The sequence below is a fragment of the Prosthecobacter sp. GW821-HT29F12 genome, from assembly GCF_058803405.1.
The window spans coordinates 288,615-309,191 of sequence record NZ_CM179517.1 but is presented as its reverse complement, the minus strand read 5'-3'; the positions used below and the strand labels follow the sequence as shown (position 1 = coordinate 309,191).

General features: G+C 60.5%; 16 protein-coding genes. 7 read left to right on the top strand and 9 right to left on the bottom strand.

Annotated elements, in window-relative coordinates; all coding sequences use genetic code 11:
• Window positions 1-70 precede the first annotated feature (70 nt).
• The 3 genes from hrpB to AC3RLQ_RS01165 all read left to right on the top strand — a co-directional run bounded on the left by hrpB (window position 71) and on the right by AC3RLQ_RS01165 (window position 3,387).
• A complete protein-coding gene (hrpB, locus tag AC3RLQ_RS01175) occupies window positions 71-2,614 on the top strand; it encodes an ATP-dependent helicase HrpB (protein WP_493033538.1) in 2,544 nt (847 codons plus the stop codon).
• A 61-nt stretch (window positions 2,615-2,675) separates the two neighbouring features.
• Complete coding sequence (locus AC3RLQ_RS01170; RefSeq protein WP_487685613.1) at window positions 2,676-2,960, top strand: hypothetical protein; 285 nt, start codon at window positions 2,676-2,678, stop codon at window positions 2,958-2,960.
• Window positions 2,947-3,387: a TA system VapC family ribonuclease toxin gene (locus AC3RLQ_RS01165; protein WP_487685616.1), complete on the top strand. Its 441-nt coding sequence runs from the start codon at window positions 2,947-2,949 to the stop codon at window positions 3,385-3,387. Before AC3RLQ_RS01170 ends, AC3RLQ_RS01165 begins: the two co-directional genes overlap by 14 nt.
• 32 nt (window positions 3,388-3,419) lie before the next feature.
• Here AC3RLQ_RS01165 and AC3RLQ_RS01160 read toward each other — a convergent pair whose 3' ends face one another.
• From AC3RLQ_RS01160 to AC3RLQ_RS01140, 5 genes are all read right to left on the bottom strand, one after another.
• The gene (locus tag AC3RLQ_RS01160; RefSeq protein WP_493033536.1) at window positions 3,420-3,974 is read right to left on the bottom strand and encodes a L,D-transpeptidase; all 555 of its coding nucleotides are present in this window, start codon (window positions 3,972-3,974) and stop codon (window positions 3,420-3,422) included.
• Complete coding sequence (locus AC3RLQ_RS01155) at window positions 3,971-4,495, bottom strand: hypothetical protein (protein ID WP_493033534.1); 525 nt, start codon at window positions 4,493-4,495, stop codon at window positions 3,971-3,973. Before AC3RLQ_RS01155 ends, AC3RLQ_RS01160 begins: the two co-directional genes overlap by 4 nt.
• Window positions 4,496-4,636: 141 nt before the next feature.
• The gene (locus AC3RLQ_RS01150) at window positions 4,637-5,995 is read right to left on the bottom strand and encodes an outer membrane protein assembly factor BamB family protein (RefSeq protein ID WP_493033532.1); all 1,359 of its coding nucleotides are present in this window, start codon (window positions 5,993-5,995) and stop codon (window positions 4,637-4,639) included.
• A 72-nt stretch (window positions 5,996-6,067) separates the two neighbouring features.
• Complete coding sequence (locus tag AC3RLQ_RS01145; RefSeq protein ID WP_493033530.1) at window positions 6,068-7,045, bottom strand: helix-hairpin-helix domain-containing protein; 978 nt, start codon at window positions 7,043-7,045, stop codon at window positions 6,068-6,070.
• Window positions 7,046-7,051: 6 nt separating this feature from the next.
• Complete coding sequence (locus AC3RLQ_RS01140; RefSeq protein ID WP_493033529.1) at window positions 7,052-8,302, bottom strand: OmpA family protein; 1,251 nt, start codon at window positions 8,300-8,302, stop codon at window positions 7,052-7,054.
• Window positions 8,303-8,466: 164 nt separating this feature from the next.
• Here AC3RLQ_RS01140 and AC3RLQ_RS01135 point away from each other — a divergent pair, with 164 nt between their 5' ends.
• The 4 genes from AC3RLQ_RS01135 (at window position 8,467) to accC (ending at window position 12,381) form a co-directional block, all read left to right on the top strand.
• Window positions 8,467-9,381, top strand: a complete 915-nt coding sequence (locus AC3RLQ_RS01135) for a PfkB family carbohydrate kinase (RefSeq protein ID WP_461528096.1) — start codon at window positions 8,467-8,469, stop codon at window positions 9,379-9,381.
• Window positions 9,382-9,454: 73 nt separating this feature from the next.
• On the top strand, window positions 9,455-10,267 hold the full coding sequence (menB, locus tag AC3RLQ_RS01130) for a 1,4-dihydroxy-2-naphthoyl-CoA synthase (RefSeq protein ID WP_422318109.1): 813 nt from the start codon (window positions 9,455-9,457) through the stop codon (window positions 10,265-10,267).
• Between the two features lie 106 nt (window positions 10,268-10,373).
• The gene (gene accB, locus AC3RLQ_RS01125; RefSeq protein WP_493033528.1) at window positions 10,374-10,931 is read left to right on the top strand and encodes an acetyl-CoA carboxylase biotin carboxyl carrier protein; all 558 of its coding nucleotides are present in this window, start codon (window positions 10,374-10,376) and stop codon (window positions 10,929-10,931) included.
• 94 nt (window positions 10,932-11,025) lie between these two features.
• On the top strand, window positions 11,026-12,381 hold the full coding sequence (gene accC / locus AC3RLQ_RS01120) for an acetyl-CoA carboxylase biotin carboxylase subunit (RefSeq protein ID WP_422320607.1): 1,356 nt from the start codon (window positions 11,026-11,028) through the stop codon (window positions 12,379-12,381).
• Between the two features lie 52 nt (window positions 12,382-12,433).
• Here accC and lepB read toward each other — a convergent pair whose 3' ends face one another.
• From lepB to AC3RLQ_RS01100, 4 genes are all read right to left on the bottom strand, one after another.
• Window positions 12,434-13,654 carry a signal peptidase I gene (gene lepB / locus AC3RLQ_RS01115; RefSeq protein ID WP_493033527.1) on the bottom strand — a complete coding sequence of 407 codons (1,221 nt, stop codon included), beginning with the start codon at window positions 13,652-13,654 and terminating at the stop codon, window positions 12,434-12,436.
• A 72-nt stretch (window positions 13,655-13,726) separates the two neighbouring features.
• A complete protein-coding gene (locus AC3RLQ_RS01110) occupies window positions 13,727-14,131 on the bottom strand; it encodes an ACT domain-containing protein (protein WP_493033526.1) in 405 nt (134 codons plus the stop codon).
• Window positions 14,128-15,276: a histidine decarboxylase gene (locus AC3RLQ_RS01105; protein ID WP_493033525.1), complete on the bottom strand. Its 1,149-nt coding sequence runs from the start codon at window positions 15,274-15,276 to the stop codon at window positions 14,128-14,130. Before AC3RLQ_RS01105 ends, AC3RLQ_RS01110 begins: the two co-directional genes overlap by 4 nt.
• A gap of 62 nt (window positions 15,277-15,338) precedes the next feature.
• Window positions 15,339-20,507: a beta strand repeat-containing protein gene (locus AC3RLQ_RS01100; RefSeq protein ID WP_493033524.1), complete on the bottom strand. Its 5,169-nt coding sequence runs from the start codon at window positions 20,505-20,507 to the stop codon at window positions 15,339-15,341.
• Window positions 20,508-20,577: the final 70 nt, after the last annotated feature.

Below are 20,577 nucleotides of genomic sequence, written 5' to 3'. Positions count from 1 at the left end.
CACGGAAGGCGCTGATGAGGCAATTTTTTCGTGTATTTCGTGGGTTTCGTGGGCCACACCATGAGTGTCCATGTCCAACCCAGCCACGCTTCCCATCTTTGAACTCCGCCAGACCTTCACCGCCGCCCTGCTGGATCCGGCGCTGCCGAATCTGCTGATCAAAGCGCCCACGGGCTCCGGCAAATCCACGCAGATCCCGCAGTTCGTTCTCGACTCCGGCCTGCTGGCCGAGGGCAAACGCTGCATCGTGCTGCAGCCACGCCGCATCGCTGCACGCATGCTGGCCCAGCGCGTCGCGCGTGAGCGCAATGCACGCCTCGGTGGCGAGGTGGGCTATCAGGTGCGGTTTGAAAACATCACCAGCAAGGAGACGCGACTGAGCTATGTGACGGAGGGCGTGATGCTGCGGCAGATGCTGGAAGATCCGCAGCTCGAGCGCGTGGGCTGCATCTGCATCGATGAATTCCATGAGCGACATCTGGATGGCGATCTCGTGCTCGCCTTTGCGCGGCAGTTGCAGCGCACGCGGCGGCCTGATTTGAAGATCATCGTCATGTCCGCAACGCTGGTGCCGGGACCTCTGGTGGATTTCATGCAGCCATCCAAGCTGCTCGAATCCGAAGGCCGCACCTTCCCTGTGGAAGTGCGCTATCAGGCCCCCTTGCAGCTCAAGACCGGCTACCCGGAACCAATCTGGGACCAAGCCGCACGCGCCTGCGAAGACCTCGCGCTTTCGCCGGGATTCTCCGGCGACATGCTTGTCTTCATGCCGGGAGGTCATGAAATCCGCAAGACCATCGCCGCGATCCAGGGCCGCAGCTTTGCGCGTGGCCGCCGGGTGGTGCCACTGCATGGCGAGCTGACACCGCAGGATCAGGACGCCGCCGTCACGCCCGGCGAGCAGCCGAAGATCATCGTCAGCACAAACGTGGCGGAAACATCCCTCACCATCGAAGGTGTACGCGCCGTGGTGGATGGCGGTCTGGCACGCACGGCCTCATATGATCCGCGCCGTGGCATCAACACCCTCACCGTGCAGAAAATCAGCCGCGCCTCGGCGGAGCAGCGTGCCGGACGCGCAGGCCGCCTCGGTCCCGGCATCGCCGTGCGTTTGTGGACGCAGCGTGATCACCTGCTGCGTCCTGAAAGCGAGCTGCCCGAAGTCCAGCGTCTTGATTTGAGCGAAGCCTTGCTGGCACTGCGGGTCCTTTCGCGCGAGCCGTTTGATTGGTTTGAAGCGCCGTCACCCGCCTCGATTTCGCGTGCAGAGAATCTGCTGCACGATCTCGGCGCGCTCGATCACGAAGGCCGCATCACTGCGCTGGGCCGTCAGATGAGCCGCTTCCCTTTGCACCCACGCTTTGCGCGCATGCTGCTCGCCGCTGCCCAGTTTGGCTGTTTGCGCGAGGCCACGCTTTGCGCCGCCGCGGCGCAGGGGCGTGACATTTTGCTCGTCGGCAAAAATAACGCCTCGCACAAAAACGAGGACCTGTGGGAGCACGACGACGTGACGGAATTCCAGGCCATCCTCCGCGCCTTTGCCCGCGCTGAGGCGATGAACTTCAACCCCGATGAATGCGCCCGCTACGGCATCCACGCCAATGCCTCCCGCGAGGCCGCTCGCAGCGCCGATCAATTCCTCCAGCTCGCCAAACGCTCCGGTCTGCCGATCAACGACGAAGTCGCAGATCCCACCGCATTAGCAAAGATGCTGCTCGCAGCCTTCAGCGATCACCTTGGCGTGGAGACCAGCACCGGCAGCCGCATCTACCGGCTGGCGGGTGGTTATAGCGGACACCTCGGCAAAGACGCGCACATCCGCCCGCCGCGCCTCATCGTCGCCGCCGAGATCGTGGAGGTCCAGGGCAAGGCGCTCACCGTGCAGCTCAACAACTGCACCCGCATTGAAGAGGAGTGGCTGCGCGAGCTCTTCCCCGAAGACTTCACCACCGCTTCCCGCGCCGCTTACGACGCCGTAAACCGCCGCGTGATGAATCTCGAAGAAGTCCGCTTCCGCAGCCTCGTGCTTAGCAGCCGCGAGCGCGGCGAGCCCGATGAATCCACCGCCGCCAGCCTGCTCGCCGCCGAAGTCATCGCCGGACGCCTCCAACTCACCAACTGGAACGACAAGGTCGAGCAATGGATCACCCGGGTGAACTGCCTCTCCAAATGGATGCCCGATCTCGAAATCCCCGCCATCGGCGAGGAGGACCGCCACCTCATTATTGAGCAAGTCTGCACCGGCTGCATCGCCTACCGTCAGCTCAAGGACAAAGACATCTTCCCTGCCCTGCACCAATGGCTCAGCCACGCGCAGCGCGAGATGCTCGACAAATACGCCCCCGAACGCTACCCCCTCAAAAACGGCAAGACCGCCCGCATCGTCTACGACGAAAAACAGCCGCCCAGCGTCAGCGCCGTGCTCCAGCACATGTACGACGTGAACGAAAACCCCAAAGTGGCCGCAGGCCGCATCAGCGTTACCGTGCATCTTCTTTCACCCGCACAGCGCCCCATCCAGACCACCGGAGATATTGGAAGGTTTTGGCGCGAGGGATACCCGGCAGTGAAGGCGCAGTTGCGCGGAAGGTATCCGAAGCATGAGTGGCGGTGAGGGGCGTTGGGTGGCAATCAACGTCTTGACATTAAATTGATGGAGCTGGACAATTGCATGCATGACCAAGACACAGATCCAAGTACCTGAGGAGTTGTTTCGTGAACTCCGCAGTTTCGCCAAGCAACGCGAGTGGTCCCTGGCGGAAACCTTCCGTCGCGCTGCCGAGTTGTTGCTGCAAGTCTATCCCGAGCCACCCGAGCAGCAGACCACAGCCTGGGCCCCTCCGACTTCCGGCAAAGTCGGTTGGAAAGGCCTGAGCGCAGCCCAGCTTCGCGACGCCACCTTTGCTGACGCCGATCCACGACTGGCCAGATCACCTAAAACGCGCCATGCTCTCGATTGATACCAACCTCCTGCTTTACGCCTACAGCGAGGCGGCCCCCGAGCACGACCGGGCTCTTGCATTCATCACCTCCATGTCGGCAAGTGAAAGCGTAGCCCTGAGTGAGTTTGTTCTTACCGAGTTCTACCTTCTACTGCGCAATCCGACTGTGTTAAAGAAGCCTCTCAACGCGCCTGATGCTGTGCGTGTCATCCAGAGTTACCGTCAGCATCCTCGCTGGAAGATCCTCGGCTTTCCGCCCACCAGCCGCGAGGTGCACGCCGATCTCTGGCATCAAGTTGCAACACCTGGCACCGCCCGTCGCCGCATCTACGACACACGTACCGCCCTCTGCTTACGTGCGTTCGGCGTCACTGAATTCGCCACGGCCAATGTAAAGGACTTCGAGTGCTTTGGATTTCAGAAAGTGTGGAATCCACTGACATAAACCTGGCCCATCGCCGCAGCGCATCACTGCTATCACGGCAGGATCAAAACCCGTGCCCCTTTGCTCACCCAATCGTGAACCTGGAGCAGGTCGGCCTTTCGCAAACTCAGGCAGCCCCAAGTGAGGTGGTGATTACCGTCGGGCCAGTCACTGATCCAGCCATGAATGCCTATGCCACCGCCCAGTGTTGTATCGGTCGGAGCTAATGAGCCATGCTGCGCCGCCGCAGTAATACGATCGTGCTCTTTCCTGGTGATGCGGTTTTCAATCAATGCGGTTCGAGCGTCGAAGGAGTTCGGATAGTTCAACCTCAACCATGCAGCGCCGAGGTAAGCACCGTATTCACCATCGAATGGTCCCCTTGCCTTCTGCGTGATCCGGTATTCGCCCACCGGCGTGCGGTTGTCGCCGTCAGTTGTTTTTCGCTGCCTGCCGTCCTGTCCTAGAGCGATGGGCAGCGTGTGTTTGATTTGTCCTTTCTCGCAAAGAGAAATTTGGTAGGCGTGCTTCGCCGCGATGAGAATGCGCTCCTCCTTAGCCGGAACCAGCAGACGTCTGTGGCTGCGGATGAAAGTGGAGACGCTCATGGGCCAGGTGGCCGCTTCGGCGTAAAGGAGATGTCGCAGTGTACGGAGAGCTGTGCGTGGCCGCCATCTGCACCGGCAGCTATCTGAGCGATGCGCTGACGGCGCTTCACCACGTCGCCGGGTTTGAGAGTGCAGCCATGGATGCCTGCATAGCCGACCAGCGCGTGCTGGGGCTGTCCGTTGTCGAGAAAGCGATGCTCCAGCCAGACCTCACCGTCTTTCACGTCACTGACAGTACCGGCTGCCAATGCGTAAACGGGTTGATTTGCAGCCGTGTCACCACCGCCACTGCCATTCCATGTTTCGTGCGCCTCAAGTCCCAGCGCATCGATTACGGACTCGCTCACGCTCCATTTCTTGTGCCACCGTTTGGTGGCCAGATCTTTGTAGCCCGCCGATGCACCCGCTCCGCCAACGGGAAAATCGAAGCCGTCTGCAAGGTCTGGAGCGAGGATTGAACTGAGATCTTGAGCCGACAGTGTGCAGGCCAAGAAGAGACACGGCAGAATGCGCAGGCTCATGCGTAACGCGGGTCGCAGTGGGAATTCAATGTCGGCAGAAGCATGCGCCGTTTTAATGAAAACGACAGTCTTCAGCAAGAGCGAACACTCGACAGCCAATCGCAAAAATTCATCTCCCTCCGGCTGATCAGCTGCACCACTTCACTCCCCGATGCAATACAGCGTCTTCGCCGACCGCAGAAACAACTGCCCATTGCTTATCGCGGGCGTGGCGCTGTGGTCGGAGGTGTCGCTTTCGATTTTGTTGCGGGAGATGACTTCGAACTTGGGACCGAGTTTGATGACAAGGACTTCGCCGCGACGGCTGACGTGGTAGAGGTGGCCGTTGGCGGCGACGGGGGAGGCGTAGTCGCCACTACCCATGCCACCACCACCGCGACGTCCGCCGCCTCCTCCACCAAAGCCCTGATTGCCGCCTTGAGGTGGAGCGGCTGCGGTGGCAGCGCCGCTGGGCTCAATGCGTTCGCTGTAGACCTCAGCACCCGTTTTGGCATCGCGACAGGTGGCGATGGAGCCGCTGATCCAGTAGAGACGATTTTCCCAGAGGATGGGTGTGGCGATGCGGGAACCGTTGGAGCCGGTCCAGAGGGTGTGTGTGGCGCTGACGTCGCCTTTGCCGCCGGCTTTGATGGCGACGGAGCCGCCGCCGCGCTCGCTCATGGCGAAGACGGCGCTGCCATCGGTCACGACGCTGTTGCAGACGGAGTCGCTTTGCAGGCCGGTGGCATACCAGCGCAGTTTGCCAGTGTCAGGATTGAAGCCCCAGACCTCGCTGGGCACAGCGATGGCGAGATCGGCGCGGCCTTCGACTTCAACAACGATGGGAGTACCCCAGGTGCCGGCAAAGCCTTCGGAGGGAGCTTTCCACAGTTGTTTGCCGGTGGTTTTATCGAAGCCAAACAGCGCCTGGCTTTCGACAAGCGCGGGAACGACCAAGACATCGCCATGCAGAATCGGGCTGGAAGCAGAGCCCCAGCCACGGCGGTCATCCCAATCACCCACATCAGCCTGCCAGAGTGCCTTTCCTTCGAGATCAAAGGCGTGCACACCGGACTTGCCGAAGAAGGCGAAGACGCTTTTCCCATCCGAGACAGGCGTGTGGCTGGCGTAGCCATTCTGGGCAAACATGCCGCCGTAGCGCTCCTCCGGCTGCTTGGCGGGCACGGAGCGATCCCAGAGGATTTTGCCGGTGGTGCGATCCACGCAGATGAGGTGGCGCTTCAGCGCGGTGATGTCTCCCGTGCCCTGCTGCCCATCCGTGGCGTAGCCGCTCCAGCAGGTGACGAAGATACGGTCTCCCACGACGATGGGGCTGGAAGAACCCGGACCAGGCAAAGCGGTCTGCCACTTGAGATTTTTCGTGGCGCTCCATTCCACCGGCACCGGTTTGTCATCCGGCGCGATGCCGCTGCCGTTGGGACCGCGAAAACGCAGCCAGTCGGAGGCGCTGGCGGCGAGAGACGAAGACAGCAGTACCAGCAAAAAAAGGCGCGTGATCATGAGCGCATCCAACCCAGCGATACGGCGGCGGTTGCGCAATGAATGCGCTTCATCGGCGGAAACCGATCCAGCTCAGACAGTGACCGGCGCAGTCACCAGCTTCCTGGCCTGCTCCACCCAGCGCTCACGGTAAATGCGGTCTTTGAAAGCGAGGCGGGCGGAGAACTCTTTGACTTGATCTTCATCCCAAGCGGCGATCTGCGCGTGGGTGTAGATGCCGATATCGTGAAGACGCTGCGCGAGCACCAGTGAGATGCCTTCAATCTCGGTGAGGTTGTCCACGTTTTCAGGCTGGGTCTTGTAAATGAGGCCGAGCTTGGGATCGAGTTCGGAATCGGACTGGGGTTCGAGCTTCAGTTCGAGCTGAGGTGCCACTTCCAGTTCAGGCAGGGCAGGCAGCAGGAGTTCGGTCAATGAGGGGAGGGTGTCAGCAAGCACCAGACCTCCAGGTGCGGCAGACGCATCCACACCGTTTTCAGCCCCTTCGCTGGCATGCGGGGCCGAAATGATGGCGGCGAGGGGCGATGCGTGTGGCGCAGGCTGCGGCAGCTCGGAAGCGGAAGATGTGATGCTCGTTGGGGCGGATTCGGCGGGCGGCGGCTCCGTCGGCACTGCGGGTGCCGGTTCTGGCGTCAGGACACTCTCCGGAGCGGTGACTTCCACGGGCGACGGGTCTGGCTGAGTGGCAGCGGGAGGCGGAGGAACGTCGCGGGTGATGACCGTTTCTTGCGTGACGGCCGGCGCACTTTCGGCGGCAGGCGTGCCCTCTTTTTTGGGCATTTGAATGGTCTCGGTGGCCATGGCGACAGCAGGACCGGAAAGGATGGAATGATCGCCCACTTTGCGTTTCAAACTGGCAATTTCATCCTTCAGGGAAGATGCCTCGCCGAGCAGCAGACGCGTCTGGCGCTTGTAGCGGCCCCAGGTCGCATAGCCAAACAGCATGCCGATGACGAAGAAGATGAACCCCAGCACACAGACAAAGGCACCGCTGTGCATGAGCATGTAAAACAGCGGCTCGGAAGAAAGGGATTCAAAGTCGAATTTCATAGGCGGCTATTTGATAAGGAGTTCGACACAACGCGGGCTGGCAGGGGCCGCAGGCGAACCGGCGGGCACGGGATCAAACACCACGGCATGAATGTCCGTGGTGGGTGCGCCCTGCTCAACGAGGAAGGACAGCACAGCTTCAGCGCGGGCTTTGCTGATGTCTTTTTCGGCCTTCTCGGGTCCGGCGGGATCTGGATGTGCGCCGATGACCAGCCCCAGACTCGGACCTGCGGCGAGCAAGGTGGACGCGAGGGTGGCGAGCTTGGTCTGCTCCTGTGGCGGAATTTGCGCCGAGCCGGGATCAAACATGATCACACAGTCCCGCAAGACCTCGCGCAGTGAGTCTAGGGTATCGGGGGGGAGTTTGGACTGAATCTGATACCCGGGAAAATGATACAAGGAGGGCACCAGCGTGAACTGCGCATCCACTTTGGCAGCGCCGGTGACGGGCCGTAACAACGCCAGCCAGACACTCTCAAGCTGCCGAGTCGCCATCCCGGTGAGGTGCGGGATGCCATCGCTCTTGATGTCGAAGGTGCGCGGTGGAGGCAGGGAGAAAAAACTGTTCACAAAGGCCGTGAGCAGTTGCGGTTTGGCAAAGGCGGCGGGCAGCACATGCGGGCTGGCCTGGAGTGCTGTGGGGTCCACCACCCGCGCACCAGCCACCTCCGCGAGCGCGGCCACCAGCTCCTCCTTCAATTCGGTGTCTGGCAGCAGTCCGCTGAGCACGATGGCATCGCCTTTGGCCCTGATGTGCAGTTCTGCAGGCACGCGCAGGGTGTCGATGATCGGCTTGAGCAGCGGGCTGCTGGCCGTGAACGGCGGCCGCAGGCCCTCCGGCCAGTTCACTTCGGGGGAGGTGTGCAGATCATCGGCATTGATGACAAGATCGGGTCGCAGATCGGCGAGGAGGCGGCGCACATTGCCCGTTTCGCCCCCTTCAGGAAACCAGCCACTGAGGCGGAGGGTGCCCTGGTCCAATCTGGCGCTGAGACTGGCCTTCACGTGAATATTCTCCGCACCGGGCTTCAAACGCAGCGGCACGAGTCTGCGGATGGCCACCAGCGCCCGCTCACGGGCGGACGGGTCCGGTGCCTCGCCGCTGACAGCAATGTCGAAAAAGCGCACGTCCACGACGGGATCCCGCACCCCGGCGGCCTTCAGGCGCGCCACGGCCTCCTGGGTAAGCGGGGGGAGATTGTCACTGCAAAACAGCCATGCATGCACCCCCGTCGCCACGGGAAGGAGGATGAGCATGAAAAAGCAAAGACTGAGGCGCATGAAAGAGTGTGCGGAGTGGCAATTGACACAACGGAGGTGGAACCGATAATCCGCGTCCCCGCTGGCTGCTGTACCGTTAAAGTCCACCGCCTGCGAGGCAAGGACTAACTATTACACCTTATCTAACCAAATACACGCTCATGTCAGTCGTCATCGCCGGAACCGTCGCCCTCGACAATGTCAAAACCCCGCAGGATTCGCAGGAAAACCTGCTCGGAGGTTCCGCCAGCTACGCGGCCCTGGCCGCCAGCATCTTCTGCCAGCCGATCCATTTGGTGGGCGTGATTGGTCATGATTTCCCCAAACCGCATCTCGACATGCTGGCATCCCACGGCATCACGCTGGAAGGCCTGGAGCGCAGCGATGGTGAATCCTTCACCTGGACCGGCGAATACCACGAGGACATGAACAGCCGCACCACGCACAAGGTGGGCCTCAACGTGCTGGAGCAGTGGCAGCCCAATCTGCCCGCCGCCGCCAAAGCCGCCAAGGTGGCCGTGGCCGCGAACATGAGCCCTGACAACCAGATGCAGATGCTGGACCAGATTCAGGCCGACTTCGTCACCGCCGACACGATGGACCTGTGGATCAGCATCGCCAATGAGCGCCTGCATGAAGTGCTCAAGCGCATCGACCTCCTCGTCATCAATGACGGCGAGGCCAAGGAATTCGCCGGCACCACCAACCTCGTGGAAGCCGGGCGCAAGCTGCAGGCTAAGGGCCCGCGCTTTGTCATCGTCAAGCGCGGCGAGCACGGCAGCTTCCTCTTTGGAGAGAAGCCCGAGGAATTCTTCGCCTGCTCCGCCTACCCCCTGCACAGCGTGTTTGACCCGACCGGCGCCGGTGACTCCTTCCTCGGTGGTTTGTCCGGCTGGCTCGCCGCCAACGGCAAGACCAAGCCGACCTTCGAAGACCTGAAGACCGCCGTCGTCCACGGCAGCGTCACCGCCAGCTACACCTGCGAAGCTTTCAGCACGCACAAGCTGCAGACGGTCACGAAGGCGGACATCGCAGCACGCATTGCCGAACTGCGCACCTTCACGAGCTTCGCCTGAGGCTGAGTTGACGATTGTTTGCCCAACCATCGTCAACAACCGTAAACCACCGTCAACCTCCCCTCCCTTCCCCATGTGGACTTCGATCAAAACTTTCAAAGACATCAAGCTGGAGAAAACCAGCGATGGCATCGCCAAGATCACCATCAACCGTCCGAAGGTGCGCAATGCCTTCCGGCCGCTGACGGTGAAGGAAATGCTGGAAGCGTTTGAAATCGTGCATGAGGACCGGAGCGTGGGCGTGATCATCCTCTGCGGCGAAGGCCCCCTGGCCTTCTGCTCCGGTGGCGACCAGAAGGTGCGCGGAGATGCCGGCTACATCGGCGACGACGGCGTGCCTCGGCTGAACATCCTCGATGTGCAGCGGAAGATCCGCACCCTGCCCAAGCCCGTGGTGGCCATGGTGGCCGGTTACGCCATCGGCGGCGGCCACGTTCTCCACATCGTGTGTGACCTGACCATCGCCGCAGACAATGCGCGTTTTGGCCAGACCGGCCCGAAAGTGGGCAGCTTTGACGGCGGCCTCGGCTCCAGCTACCTCGCCCGCATTGTCGGCCAGAAGAAGGCGCGTGAAATCTGGTATCTCTGCCGCCAGTACGACGCCAAACAGGCCCTGGAAATGGGCCTGGTGAACACGGTCGTCCCGCTGGACCAACTGGAAGAAGAGACGCTCAAATGGTGCCGTGAGATGCTCCAGCACTCCCCGCTGGCCCTGCGCTGCCTCAAATCCGCCCTCAATGCGGACTGCGACGGCCAGATGGGCCTGCTGGATCTCGCAGGAAACGCCACGCTTCTCTATTACATGAGCGAAGAGGCGAAAGAGGGCAAAAACGCCTATGTGGAGAAGCGGAAGCCTGATTTTTCCAAATTTCCGCGTGTTCCTTGAAAGTTAGGGAAAGATTCGAACTTAAAAGTCAAGGATGCCTTTGTGGTTGCCACATCTGGTGGAGTTTGTATGATCGCCTTCCGTTCGTTGACACACTCTCCCCGACATGGCCAAACGTACCACTACCAAACCAGCAGCCCCCGCCGCCCCTTCGTCCTCAGCCTACGACCTCAAACAGATCCGCGAAATCGTCGGACTCATGGCTGAGAACAACCTGACCTATTTCCACAGCGAGCAAAAAGGCGCCAAACTTGAACTCCGCCGTGGTTCTGATCTGGAGGCCGTCAAAGAACTGCTCCAGAGCATGCCTGTCTCCTCCGGTTCACACGTCTCCTATGCCTCCGCCCCGGCTCCAGCCGCTGCAGCCCCCGCGCCAGCCGCTGCCGCCTCCAGCTCACCGGCTCCGGCCGCCGCTTCCGAAGCCATGGGACCGACCATCAACTCCCCGATGGTGGGCACCTTCTACCGCAGCGCCGCTCCGGGAGAAAAGCCCATCGCCAACGTCGGCGACAGCGTGGGTGAAAACAGCAATGTCTGCATCATTGAGGCCATGAAGGTCATGAATGAAATCAAGGCTGACACCCGTGGCACCATTGTCCGCGTCCTCGTGGAAGACGGCAAGCCCGTCCAGTATGGCCAGCCCCTGTTCGAGTTGAAAGCCTGATTGTCCACCCTGCCCCTGTCTTGACGTCCAGGCCCGCAAATTCGGGCCTGCAGACGGTCCAGCCAAGCAGACTTCCACTACCTTCTGATCACTCATGTTCAAAAAAGTCCTCGTTGCCAATCGTGGTGAAATCGCTCTCCGCGTCATTCGTGCCTGTAAAGAACTCGACGTCAAAACCGTCGCTGTTTATTCCGAAGCCGATGTCGATTCGATGCACGTTCACCTGGCCGATGAAGCCATCTGCATTGGCCCTGGTCCTAGCTCCGAGAGCTACCTGAAAATGAGCCGCATCATCAGCGCGGCGGAGATTGCCAACGTGGACGCCATCCACCCCGGCTACGGCTTCCTCTCTGAGAAGGCTGAATTCGCCGAAGTCTGCGCTCAGTGCAAAATCAAGTTCATCGGCCCCTCCGCCCGCGTCATCAGCATGATGGGTGACAAGAACGTGGCGCGTGAAACGGCCCTGAAGGCAGGCATGCCGATCACGCCCGGCTCTGACGGCATCATTCACACAGAAGAGGAGGCCCTCGAATGGGCCCGCAAGATCGGCTACCCCGTCATGGTCAAGGCCAGCGCCGGTGGCGGCGGCCGCGGCATGCGCCCGGTGCTCAATGAAGCCACTCTGCGGTCCAGCTTCCAGGCCGCTTCCTTGGAAGCCATGAAGTGCTTCGGTGACGGCTCCATGTACATGGAAAAGCTCGTCGAAAAGCCCCACCACATCGAGTTCCAGGTCGTGGCCGATTCCCATGGCAACGTCGTTCACCTCGGTGAGCGCGACTGCTCCATGCAGCGCCGCAATCAGAAGATCATCGAAGAGTGCCCTTCCCCAAAAATTTCCCCCGAAATGCGCAAGCGCATGGGTGAAGCTACGGTGAAGCTCTGCAAGGAGATCGGTTACGAGAACTGCGGCACCATCGAGTTCCTCGTCGATAACAAGTGCGAGAACTTCTACTTCATGGAGATGAACACCCGCATCCAGGTGGAGCATCCCATCACGGAAGAAGTGTATGGCTGTGACCTCATCAAGGAGCAGATCCGCATCGCCGCCGGCCTGCCGCTGAGCGAGCACGTGGTGGACGCCCAGCCTCGTGGCCATGCCATTGAGTGCCGCATCAATGCCGAGGATCCTGCCCGCAACTTCGCCCCCAGCCCCGGCAAGATCAATCTCTGGTACACCTCCGGTGGCCGCGGCGTCCGTGTGGACACCCACGTCTATTCCGGCTATTCCGTGCCGCCGTATTATGATTCGATGATCGCCAAGCTCATCGTTACCGGTGCCACGCGTGAGATCGCCATCCGCCGCATGCGCCGTGCACTTGGAGAATTCACGGTCGAAGGCATCAAGACCACGATCCCGCTGCAAAGCCAGATCATGACCACCTCCGACTTCCAGAACGGCCAGTACGACATCACCTGGGTGGAGAACTTCCTCCGCCAGGAAGGTCTGTAAGACTAGACTGGTCTTCGACGCGGGGGCAAGTCCCCCGCGTAAATCAACGCAACTACCGGATCAGGCCCCAGTTCCTTCCCAGCGGGAAGTAGCAGAACAAACCGGGGCCGACGAGATTGCGCTCTGGCACGGAGCCCCAGTATCGGCTGTCGGAACTGTTGTAGCTGTTGTCTCCCATGGCCCAGTATTCGCGGGAATTGTCACGGTTGCTCAATTCGCGCACGGTGCCGTCTGAAAGGAAGCCGAAGTTGCCATAGCCTTTGTACAGGCCCTCCATGGCGCCCACGCGCTTCATGCCAAACTCCTCAGCGGGTTTGCCGTTCACCCACAGTACGGGTGATTTGACTTCAAGCCGGTCTCCCGGCACCCCCACGAGACGCTTGATGTAATGCTGCGAGCCCTCTTCAACGCTCACCCGCATGTAAGGGCTGCGAATGTTCTTCGTGGTGAAGACGAACACCTCGCCACGAGTGGGGCGGCGGAAGTTGTAGGCGAATTTGTTCACCAGCACGTGGTCCCCGGTGTCCAGAGTGCCGCGCGCCAGCAACTGTCCTTCGGTGACATAGGTCCCGCCTGATTCCCCGAGCTTTTGTTCCACCCGCGCATCCGGGGTGATGTTCTGACCGTCTGCGCGGACAGGAAGATTCAGGTAACGCTGCATGCCCAGATTAAAGCCATCCGGGTCGGTGGCGAGCTGGCGCATGGGCGCCCAGATCCACTGCGTGCCGCCATCTTCAAAATGCAGACGGCAATGCGCGAAAAAGCCGAGGTAGCTGTGCTCCGTGAGAGGAGGCCCGTCTTTACGCAGGAAACCCGAACGAGTGGCCAGGACATTGTAGTAGCTGCGACCAGCCACCCAGTCCTTGCACCGCACAAAAAGATTCGGCGTCACATCCTGGTCGGTATGATTCGCGACCAGACCATAAAGAGTCGGCTGCATGGAGCCAGTGGGAATCTTGAACGGCTGCGCGATGTAGCTGCGGATACCCAGCGCGATGACGATGGCGACAAAGAACACCTCCACATTTTCGCCGATGTCCGAATGCTCCACGTGTGGCAGCGCTTTTTCACAGGCCTTGTTGATCTCATCGTTCAAGGCGCTGATGCGCGCCTTGTCCTTGGCGCGCATGGCGTCCTCCAAATTGCTGCGCAAAACCGTGATCTCCTCCAGCTTGGCCGGCGGCAGGATGTCGCGCTTGTAATTGATGAAGCGCGTCACGCCCTTGTGCAGGAGCTTGGCATGCTTGAGGTAGCGGGGGGTGAGGAAAAACATGGGGGCGGGTACGGATACTAAGAAGCGGCGGGCAATGCTCAAGTGCTGTGATCGACCCAAACCGGAATTGATTCATCTCCGGGGCTCCACCACCAGCACGTCTCGCAGCACCTCGGCAGCCAAGGCATTGTCTGAACAAACGAGGCTGGCGGTGGTGCTGGATGCCTCGCGACGCAGGATGTGCATGGAACGCAGGTCCAGGCCGGCATCCCTCAACCGCAGGGCGACGGCGGCCAGGGCCCCCGGCTTGTCCTCCAGCCTCACCAGCAAGGTGTCCTGAGTGATGACGCGGAAACCATGATCGCTGAGCGCGCGCAGGGCCTCGTCATAGCGGTCCACGCTGAGCACTACAATGCCGTGGTCCGCCACGCTCTCGACATCGATCTCCTCGATGTTGATGCCTCGTTCGGCCAGGCAGGTGGTGAGTCTGGCAGCGATGCCGAGCTCATTGGGTACAAGGACGGTGAGCTGTTTCATGGCGACGGGTTCTGTTTCTCGGGTTGCAGTGCAGCGGCGAAATCTGCGACAAAATCGTCAATGATGGCACGGGTCACATGCGGCATGACGATCAGGTGGCCGATATTTTTGCGTGGTGCGATGATCCACTTCTCCATCATGGAAGGCGGCGGTTTGGGAAACACGACGGTGACGGAATTCGGGTGCCGCCAGGAGTCGATGCCTTGGGCGCACAATTGCTGCACGGCATATTCGGCATTCCCCAGACAGGCTTGTACCATATTCCGCAATCCGGCGTCTCCCAGCGTGCGCAGACGGTGCCAGAGCAGCAGTGGAGAAAACGCGCTGCGGGAGCCAGCGATGGTCGTGTCCAGCGCACCGATGTATTCGATCGAGCGGGCGATGCGATCCACGTGGGCCTTGCGGGCGATCACCACGCCACAGGGCACTGGAGAGCCGAGCATCTTGTGGCCGCTGATGGAAATGCTGTCCGCGCCATCGGCGAAGTTCCATGGCTGCGGGTTGTCCACAAAGGGCAGAATCATCCCGCTGAGCGCCGCATCCGCATGGATGTAAGCATTGGGGATGGCGAGATCATCCAGGATGGCCCGGATCTTTGCCAGATCATCCACCGCGCCTTTCATCGTGGTGCCGATGTTGGCGAAAAGGATGGGCGGCACATCTCGGTGAATGCGCAGGGTTTCACGCAGGTCGGCGTAGTCCATCTGGCCGTCCGGCTGGCTTTTGATCATGATGTTCCGCGTGTGCTGAAGGCGCAGGACCTTGGCCACGCTGTAGTGCGTGTCCTCACTGAAGTAGCAGATGCCATCTGGAAACAGCTCACGCGCCACATACAGGCCGTACATGTTCCCCTCCGTGCCGCCGCTGGTCACGTAGCCCCACCACTCATCCGCAGGCGCCCGGGTGAAGCGGGCGAAGTCCGTCAGCACCTCGCGCTCAAATTCCATCGTGTTAAGACGGTAGTTCGTACTGTGGAAGGGATCCCCCACGTTATTGATGCTGAATTGAAGAAAGCGGAACAGCTCCGAGTAATCAAATGCCTGGTTTGTCGGATATCCGACATTGCGGGCGCTGCACGCCCGCAGCCGCTCGTAAAGCTCATCGAGCCGCTGCTGGTCTGCGGGACTGAGGTTGGTGGGAGTCACAGCAAAAGAATTGTCTCAGATTTCCCGCCGCGATGCAAGCCTTCCAAGTCCAATACGGAAGCTCAAGGCGGAGCCGTCACCTTCAGATGCATGAAGCGGTGTCCGGCGCTGCCGGCGGGCAGCGTCGCCTTTACTTGCTGCACGCTGCCGTTGTCGGACAGGATGGCTTCGCTGACTCCCGTGCTCTGCCAGTCATTGGCCAGTGTATCGCTCCACTCCACGGTGAAGACGGCACCGGCATTCAGCGCCGTCACGCTGCGGGTGTAGGTGAACTCAAGGTTCGCACCATTGCGCACCGCGCCGGCAGGCGGAGGGCTGGCGGTGGTCGGGTTGAGATTGCAGGCCCATTCCATGAGATTGGGCAGCCCGTCCTTGTCAAAGTCGAAGCTGTCCGCCGCGTTTCCGATGTTGGTGGTGATGCCGAAGTACTGCTGCCGCCAGTTCTCGACGGCACCCAGCCCCGTTCCGCTCAGGTAAATATCAAACGGGTTCCTCGCACCGCTCACATTGCTGCTGATGCGAAGGCCCCCGCTCTTGATGCCACCGGCACCGGGTGTGAAGGTCACTGTAAAAGTCACGCTGCTGCCGCCGACGGGGACAGTCGTGCCACTCAGAGCGCTGGCGACAAAATCGCTGCCACTGCTGGTGATGGTCAGGCCGGTGAGATCCGCCAGGCCTGTGTTGGTAATGGTGAAGGTCTTTGCGCTGCTGCCGCCGAGCGTCACGCTGCCGAAATCCACCGCGCCTGTCCCATCCTTGAGGACGCTGGCTTGAGTGATGACGATGTCGGGCTGTGGAAATTCATCTGAACCTATGCTGGGCGTGGCTGTATTTCGCAGTTCGCCATCATAGTCATCCGTGACTCCGGAAACAGGAATGCCGGTGGTATTGACCAAGGGATCGCCGCCGGGGACGAGGTGCAGGTCGCCATGGGCGGCATCCACAAACATGGCCGAGGTGAAGCTGCCGCTGCCGGCGATGCCGCCCTGCGAGTTTTGATCTGCGCCGTAACTCTGCCAGGTGGCAAAGCTCATGGGCTGGCTGTTGAGGGCCATGAAATTGGCCGCAGTTGTCCCGGTGCCGGCATAGATGTTGTTGCTGATGGCGGCGTAAATATTAGGCTTGAGGTTGAGGCTGCCAGCGAGTCCGGAACGGAGATTCAGGAAGATGTTGTTCCGGAGGATGCCTGCGTACATGCCCAGGCATGAAGCCGCCCACGAACTGCGCGTACCGCTTTCGCCGCCACCGATGACGACGCTGTTGCAGTAACAGTAGGCAAAGAAAGTATTGCCAATGGTGCCGGTCGTGTCGCAATAAAGTCCAAACAGGCTCACGCTGGTCGGCGAGGCAGGCATGAGCGTGATCTGGTTATTCACCACATTGAGCATCCCCACGGTGCTGCTGAGTACGTAGATGCCATGGATGGATGTCGTGGCCGAGTTCACCGTGAGAGCGGTGATGCGGTTGCGTATGATCGTGGCACCCGTGAGGCCGGTCAAACTGATGCCTTTGCTCTGAGCTGACGTGGTCAGCAGATCGTGGATGAAGTTGCCAGTGATGGTGTAAGTGCCACCGCCCAGGATGGAAATGCCAGCGTTATTGCTGGTCGCCGAGTTCACTTCGTGAATCTCGTTGCTGGAGATCGTCCAAGCGCCGTTCCCCGACGAGGAAAAGCGGATGCCCTGCAGGTTGAAATTGAACAGGTCATTGTTCGAAAGGGTGTTGCCTGAGTTGGCAGCGGCGGAGCTGCCGGAGGAGCCAATCAGCGTATTCGGCACACCAGTGGCAGTGCTCAGGTCGCGCACCTGGCAGCCGGTGATGATGTTGTTGTCATTGCCCGTGACCGTGCCAGCGCCGAAACTGATGACGCCGAGCGTGGTGCTGGTGCTGGCACCTTCCACGACGCAATTGCGCACGGTGTTGCTGCTGGCGTCATTGATAAAAAGCAGCGTGCTGGCCGAGGTGCCGACACTCAGGTTGCTAAAGGTCAGGTAGCGCCCGCTGCCCCCGAAACTTCCATCGATTGTCATGCCATCGGCTCCGTTGAGCTTGATGAGCGCTGCGTTCACATTGCCTGAGATGGTCCGCATCGTCGCGCTGTCTGGCTGCAGGGTCAGGGTGTAGCCACCTGCGCCTTCTTCCAGCCATGGGTTCAAAGCCATACTGCCGTCCTCGGTGACGTCACTCGTCAGTTTGACGATGAGATTGCCGGTGAGCACGCCGCCATTGATCGCGGCAAAGAGTCCGCCTGCACCGCTGAGGCTGGAATAATCGCCGCCACTGCCCACGGTCTTCGTACCGCCGAGGGCGGGAACGATGCTGAAAGAATTCACTCCAGCGCCGGGTTTGGCACTGAGGTTTTGGACCGCAGGATTTGCCGAGGCAGCTGCTGCCGCTGGGCCGGAGCCGAGGTTGTTCGCAGTGTCTTGCGCCACGACGAAATACTGCACCGTATCACCTGCTGTGACGCCGCCCCCCGTGATGAGGGAATAATCGATGCTGAAGCTGAAGGGACTGGTGCTGTTGGTGGCTGTGACGTACTTCCAGCCATTGCCGCTGGCGTCGTTGGCCACTCCAAAGACATCCGCATCCGTGCTTTTTTTGAAGTAGAGGCGCGGAGCGTTCGCGCCGCCAGACACAGCACCGCTGTTGTCCTGAATGGTGGCCCAGGCGTTGAGAACACGGTTGGCGGAGGAAGCGCTGCTGAGCAGTGGATAGCTGACGGAGGGCGCGTAGATATCGCCGCTCGATGACGTGAAGGTTCCGGCGTCCGCGCCAATATCAGCGGGTGTAAGCGTGCTGCGTGTCTGCCCATCGAAATCATCGGTGGCGCTGACAGAGGCTTGGGTCAGGGCATCGGTGAGCAGTACGCCGCCCCCTTCCGCTGGATTGCTGGCCTGCAAGTGCAGATTCACCGAAGCGGCATCGCCGGTAGGATTGATGAAGAGCGGGTCCACCATGGCACTGGTGACATCCTGCCCGGTCGCGGACTGCCATAGGGCGAGGGTGGCGCTGTCAGCGCCGTTGAACTGGCCGAGAACGCCACCCGCACCCGTGGCGAGGAAGATGTTGCCGTCTGCCTTCAGGCCGGTGGAATTGGCGACCGTGCCACCGTAGCGGACGGCGTAGTGCCCGCCTGTGCCGCCGCTGTTGCTGCGTGCATTGACGAAGATGTTGTTCTGATAGACGCGGGCATTAGTCACGCCAGTGGCGCCATCAAAAGCAAAGGTGCTGGCAGTGCCGGAGGTCTGGGTACCGCCGGCATAGACCGAGTTGTGGTAAAAGTTTCGGCCCGCAGTCGTGCCATTGTCATAGATGCCGCGCACGACGGATGCTCCTGCCGTTGCGGCCCCGCTCGAATCAAGGCCGACGCGCACCCAATTGTTCTGCGCGGTGAAAGCTCCATCAAAGAAAGACATCCCATTCAACTGCGATGATGCATTCGTCGATGAGACCGCGAGGCTGTGCACCAGATTCCGTGAGATCATGCCGCCGTTAGCGTTGCCGTCGTAGTAAATTCCGGTCACACACACTGCCGCCGAAGCCGCCGTGTTCGCCAGCGAATGCACGACATTTTGCGATACAATTTGTCCTAGAGTGCCAGTGTCAATCATGATGCCGCACACTGACTGCAAGGTGGTGGTGTCGGTGCTCTGGCTTGTCGTGGAAAAGTTGCACACCACATTCCCGGTGATGGTATTGGCTCCAGAGTAGGTTTGGACGCCGATCGTATATCCTGCACCAATGGAGTTGTTGTTGAGACCGGCCACGGTGTTGTCCGCGATGACTGCACCGTCAGTGGAACACAAGATGCCGGTGACGTGCTGCCCGTAAGTGGAAGAAGTGGCGGCGCTGAGGCTGCCCGCCGTGGTGAGGCTGCCCACGACGTTGTTACGGATGGTTGGCGTGCCGTTGAGGGCATAGATGCCAACGAGCGAGGTGCCCACATTGCTGGCGGTGCTGTTCACCGTCATGGAGCCAATGGTGTTGTTGCAGATGCTGACTGTGTACGACTCGTAGGCGGCAATGCCGAAACTGGTGCCACCACTTCCCGAGGTGGTGATGGATACTGACCCCGTACCGGCACCGCTGCCGATAGTGTTTCCGACGACAGTGCCAACGTTCACGGAACCTCCCAGCACATAAATTCCGCACCACACGCCGGGGTGAGAGATCGAGGAATAGGAACTGGTCCAGACGAAATTCTGGATGGTGTTTCCCTGCACGTTGCTCGGCGTGCTGGTGCCGACTAACGTCCGAATGCCCTGAAACTGATACGCAGCCGTAGTGCCGCTCGTGGCCCACGGCGTGCCGCCGGCGTTAGGCGCACTGCCGCCGATAAAGTTGCCACTTATGACAAAATTATTGCCTGACGCATCGTTATTGTCGTCGTTAAGGTAGGGGCTGAAGTCGTTGAGGTAGATGGCCCGGACATTGGCCCCTACGGCCGCACGGCTGGCGGTCTGGTAGAAGCTGTTGCCGGTGAGGGTCCAGCCAGTATTTCCGATCTCGATCCGCACACCTGCTGCATCCACGGCGGTGGCAGCATAGAAATTGAAGACGTTGCAGTTGGAGACGGTGTTGCCACTGTTGCTCTTTGCCGTGGTGTTATTGGAGCCGAGCGCATAGAGGCCGTTGGTGGGAGTGGTCGCACCATCGCCGATGTCGCAATGGTCAAGGGTATTGCTGTCGTTGCCATTCACACCTGTGGTGGTGCTGAAGAGGACCGTCCCACTGGTGGCGCTGGTGTTCACGCCGCGGAGCGTGATGTATTGGATGACGTTGCCGCTGGCCTCATTGATGAAGCGCAGAGCCACGCCGGATGTGCTGGTGTTGGCGATGGTAAGTTGTTTCGCCGTCCCCACACCACCGGCCCGTCCGTCAATCGTCACAAACTGCGCGCCATTCAGATCCACCGTGGCCGCCGTGGTATCCGCGCTGGAGATGGAGAGCGCTGCAGCGCCGGCCTGCGGACGAAGGGTCAGCGTGTTTGTGGCGGTGGTGCCGAGATTGGTGAAGACAAGCGGGAAGGTCTCACCCGTGCTCACGTAGCTGGCCTGCAACTCCAGCACCATCGGCCCTGAAAGCCCGTTGGTTTGAATGGCGCTGAGAGCCTCACCGATGCTGGCATAATCTCCCCCAGGTCCAACGGCATAAGTGCCAGAGAGCATACCTGCCTGCACAGGCAGTACAAACAGCAGGGCATAAATCCATATGAAGAGCCTGGTCATGACATCATTTGAATCTTAAAAAGACGCCACCGACACCATCAGAAAAAGACGCGCCTGACACTGGATCGGG

Bases quoted from the DNA above. Each gene is read 5' to 3' on its own strand.
- hrpB (WP_493033538.1), top strand. From the start codon at position 71: ATGTCCAACCCAGCCACGCTTCCCATCTTTGAACTCCGCCAGACCTTC.
- AC3RLQ_RS01170 (WP_487685613.1), top strand. From the start codon at position 2,676: ATGACCAAGACACAGATCCAAGTACCTGAGGAGTTGTTTCGTGAACTC.
- AC3RLQ_RS01165 (WP_487685616.1), top strand. From the start codon at position 2,947: ATGCTCTCGATTGATACCAACCTCCTGCTTTACGCCTACAGCGAGGCG.
- AC3RLQ_RS01160 (WP_493033536.1), bottom strand. From the start codon at position 3,974: ATGAGCGTCTCCACTTTCATCCGCAGCCACAGACGTCTGCTGGTTCCG.
- AC3RLQ_RS01155 (WP_493033534.1), bottom strand. From the start codon at position 4,495: ATGAGCCTGCGCATTCTGCCGTGTCTCTTCTTGGCCTGCACACTGTCG.
- AC3RLQ_RS01150 (WP_493033532.1), bottom strand. From the start codon at position 5,995: ATGATCACGCGCCTTTTTTTGCTGGTACTGCTGTCTTCGTCTCTCGCC.
- AC3RLQ_RS01145 (WP_493033530.1), bottom strand. From the start codon at position 7,045: ATGAAATTCGACTTTGAATCCCTTTCTTCCGAGCCGCTGTTTTACATG.
- AC3RLQ_RS01140 (WP_493033529.1), bottom strand. From the start codon at position 8,302: ATGCTCATCCTCCTTCCCGTGGCGACGGGGGTGCATGCATGGCTGTTT.
- AC3RLQ_RS01135 (WP_461528096.1), top strand. From the start codon at position 8,467: ATGTCAGTCGTCATCGCCGGAACCGTCGCCCTCGACAATGTCAAAACC.
- menB (WP_422318109.1), top strand. From the start codon at position 9,455: ATGTGGACTTCGATCAAAACTTTCAAAGACATCAAGCTGGAGAAAACC.
- accB (WP_493033528.1), top strand. From the start codon at position 10,374: ATGGCCAAACGTACCACTACCAAACCAGCAGCCCCCGCCGCCCCTTCG.
- accC (WP_422320607.1), top strand. From the start codon at position 11,026: ATGTTCAAAAAAGTCCTCGTTGCCAATCGTGGTGAAATCGCTCTCCGC.
- lepB (WP_493033527.1), bottom strand. From the start codon at position 13,654: ATGTTTTTCCTCACCCCCCGCTACCTCAAGCATGCCAAGCTCCTGCAC.
- AC3RLQ_RS01110 (WP_493033526.1), bottom strand. From the start codon at position 14,131: ATGAAACAGCTCACCGTCCTTGTACCCAATGAGCTCGGCATCGCTGCC.
- AC3RLQ_RS01100 (WP_493033524.1), bottom strand. From the start codon at position 20,507: ATGACCAGGCTCTTCATATGGATTTATGCCCTGCTGTTTGTACTGCCT.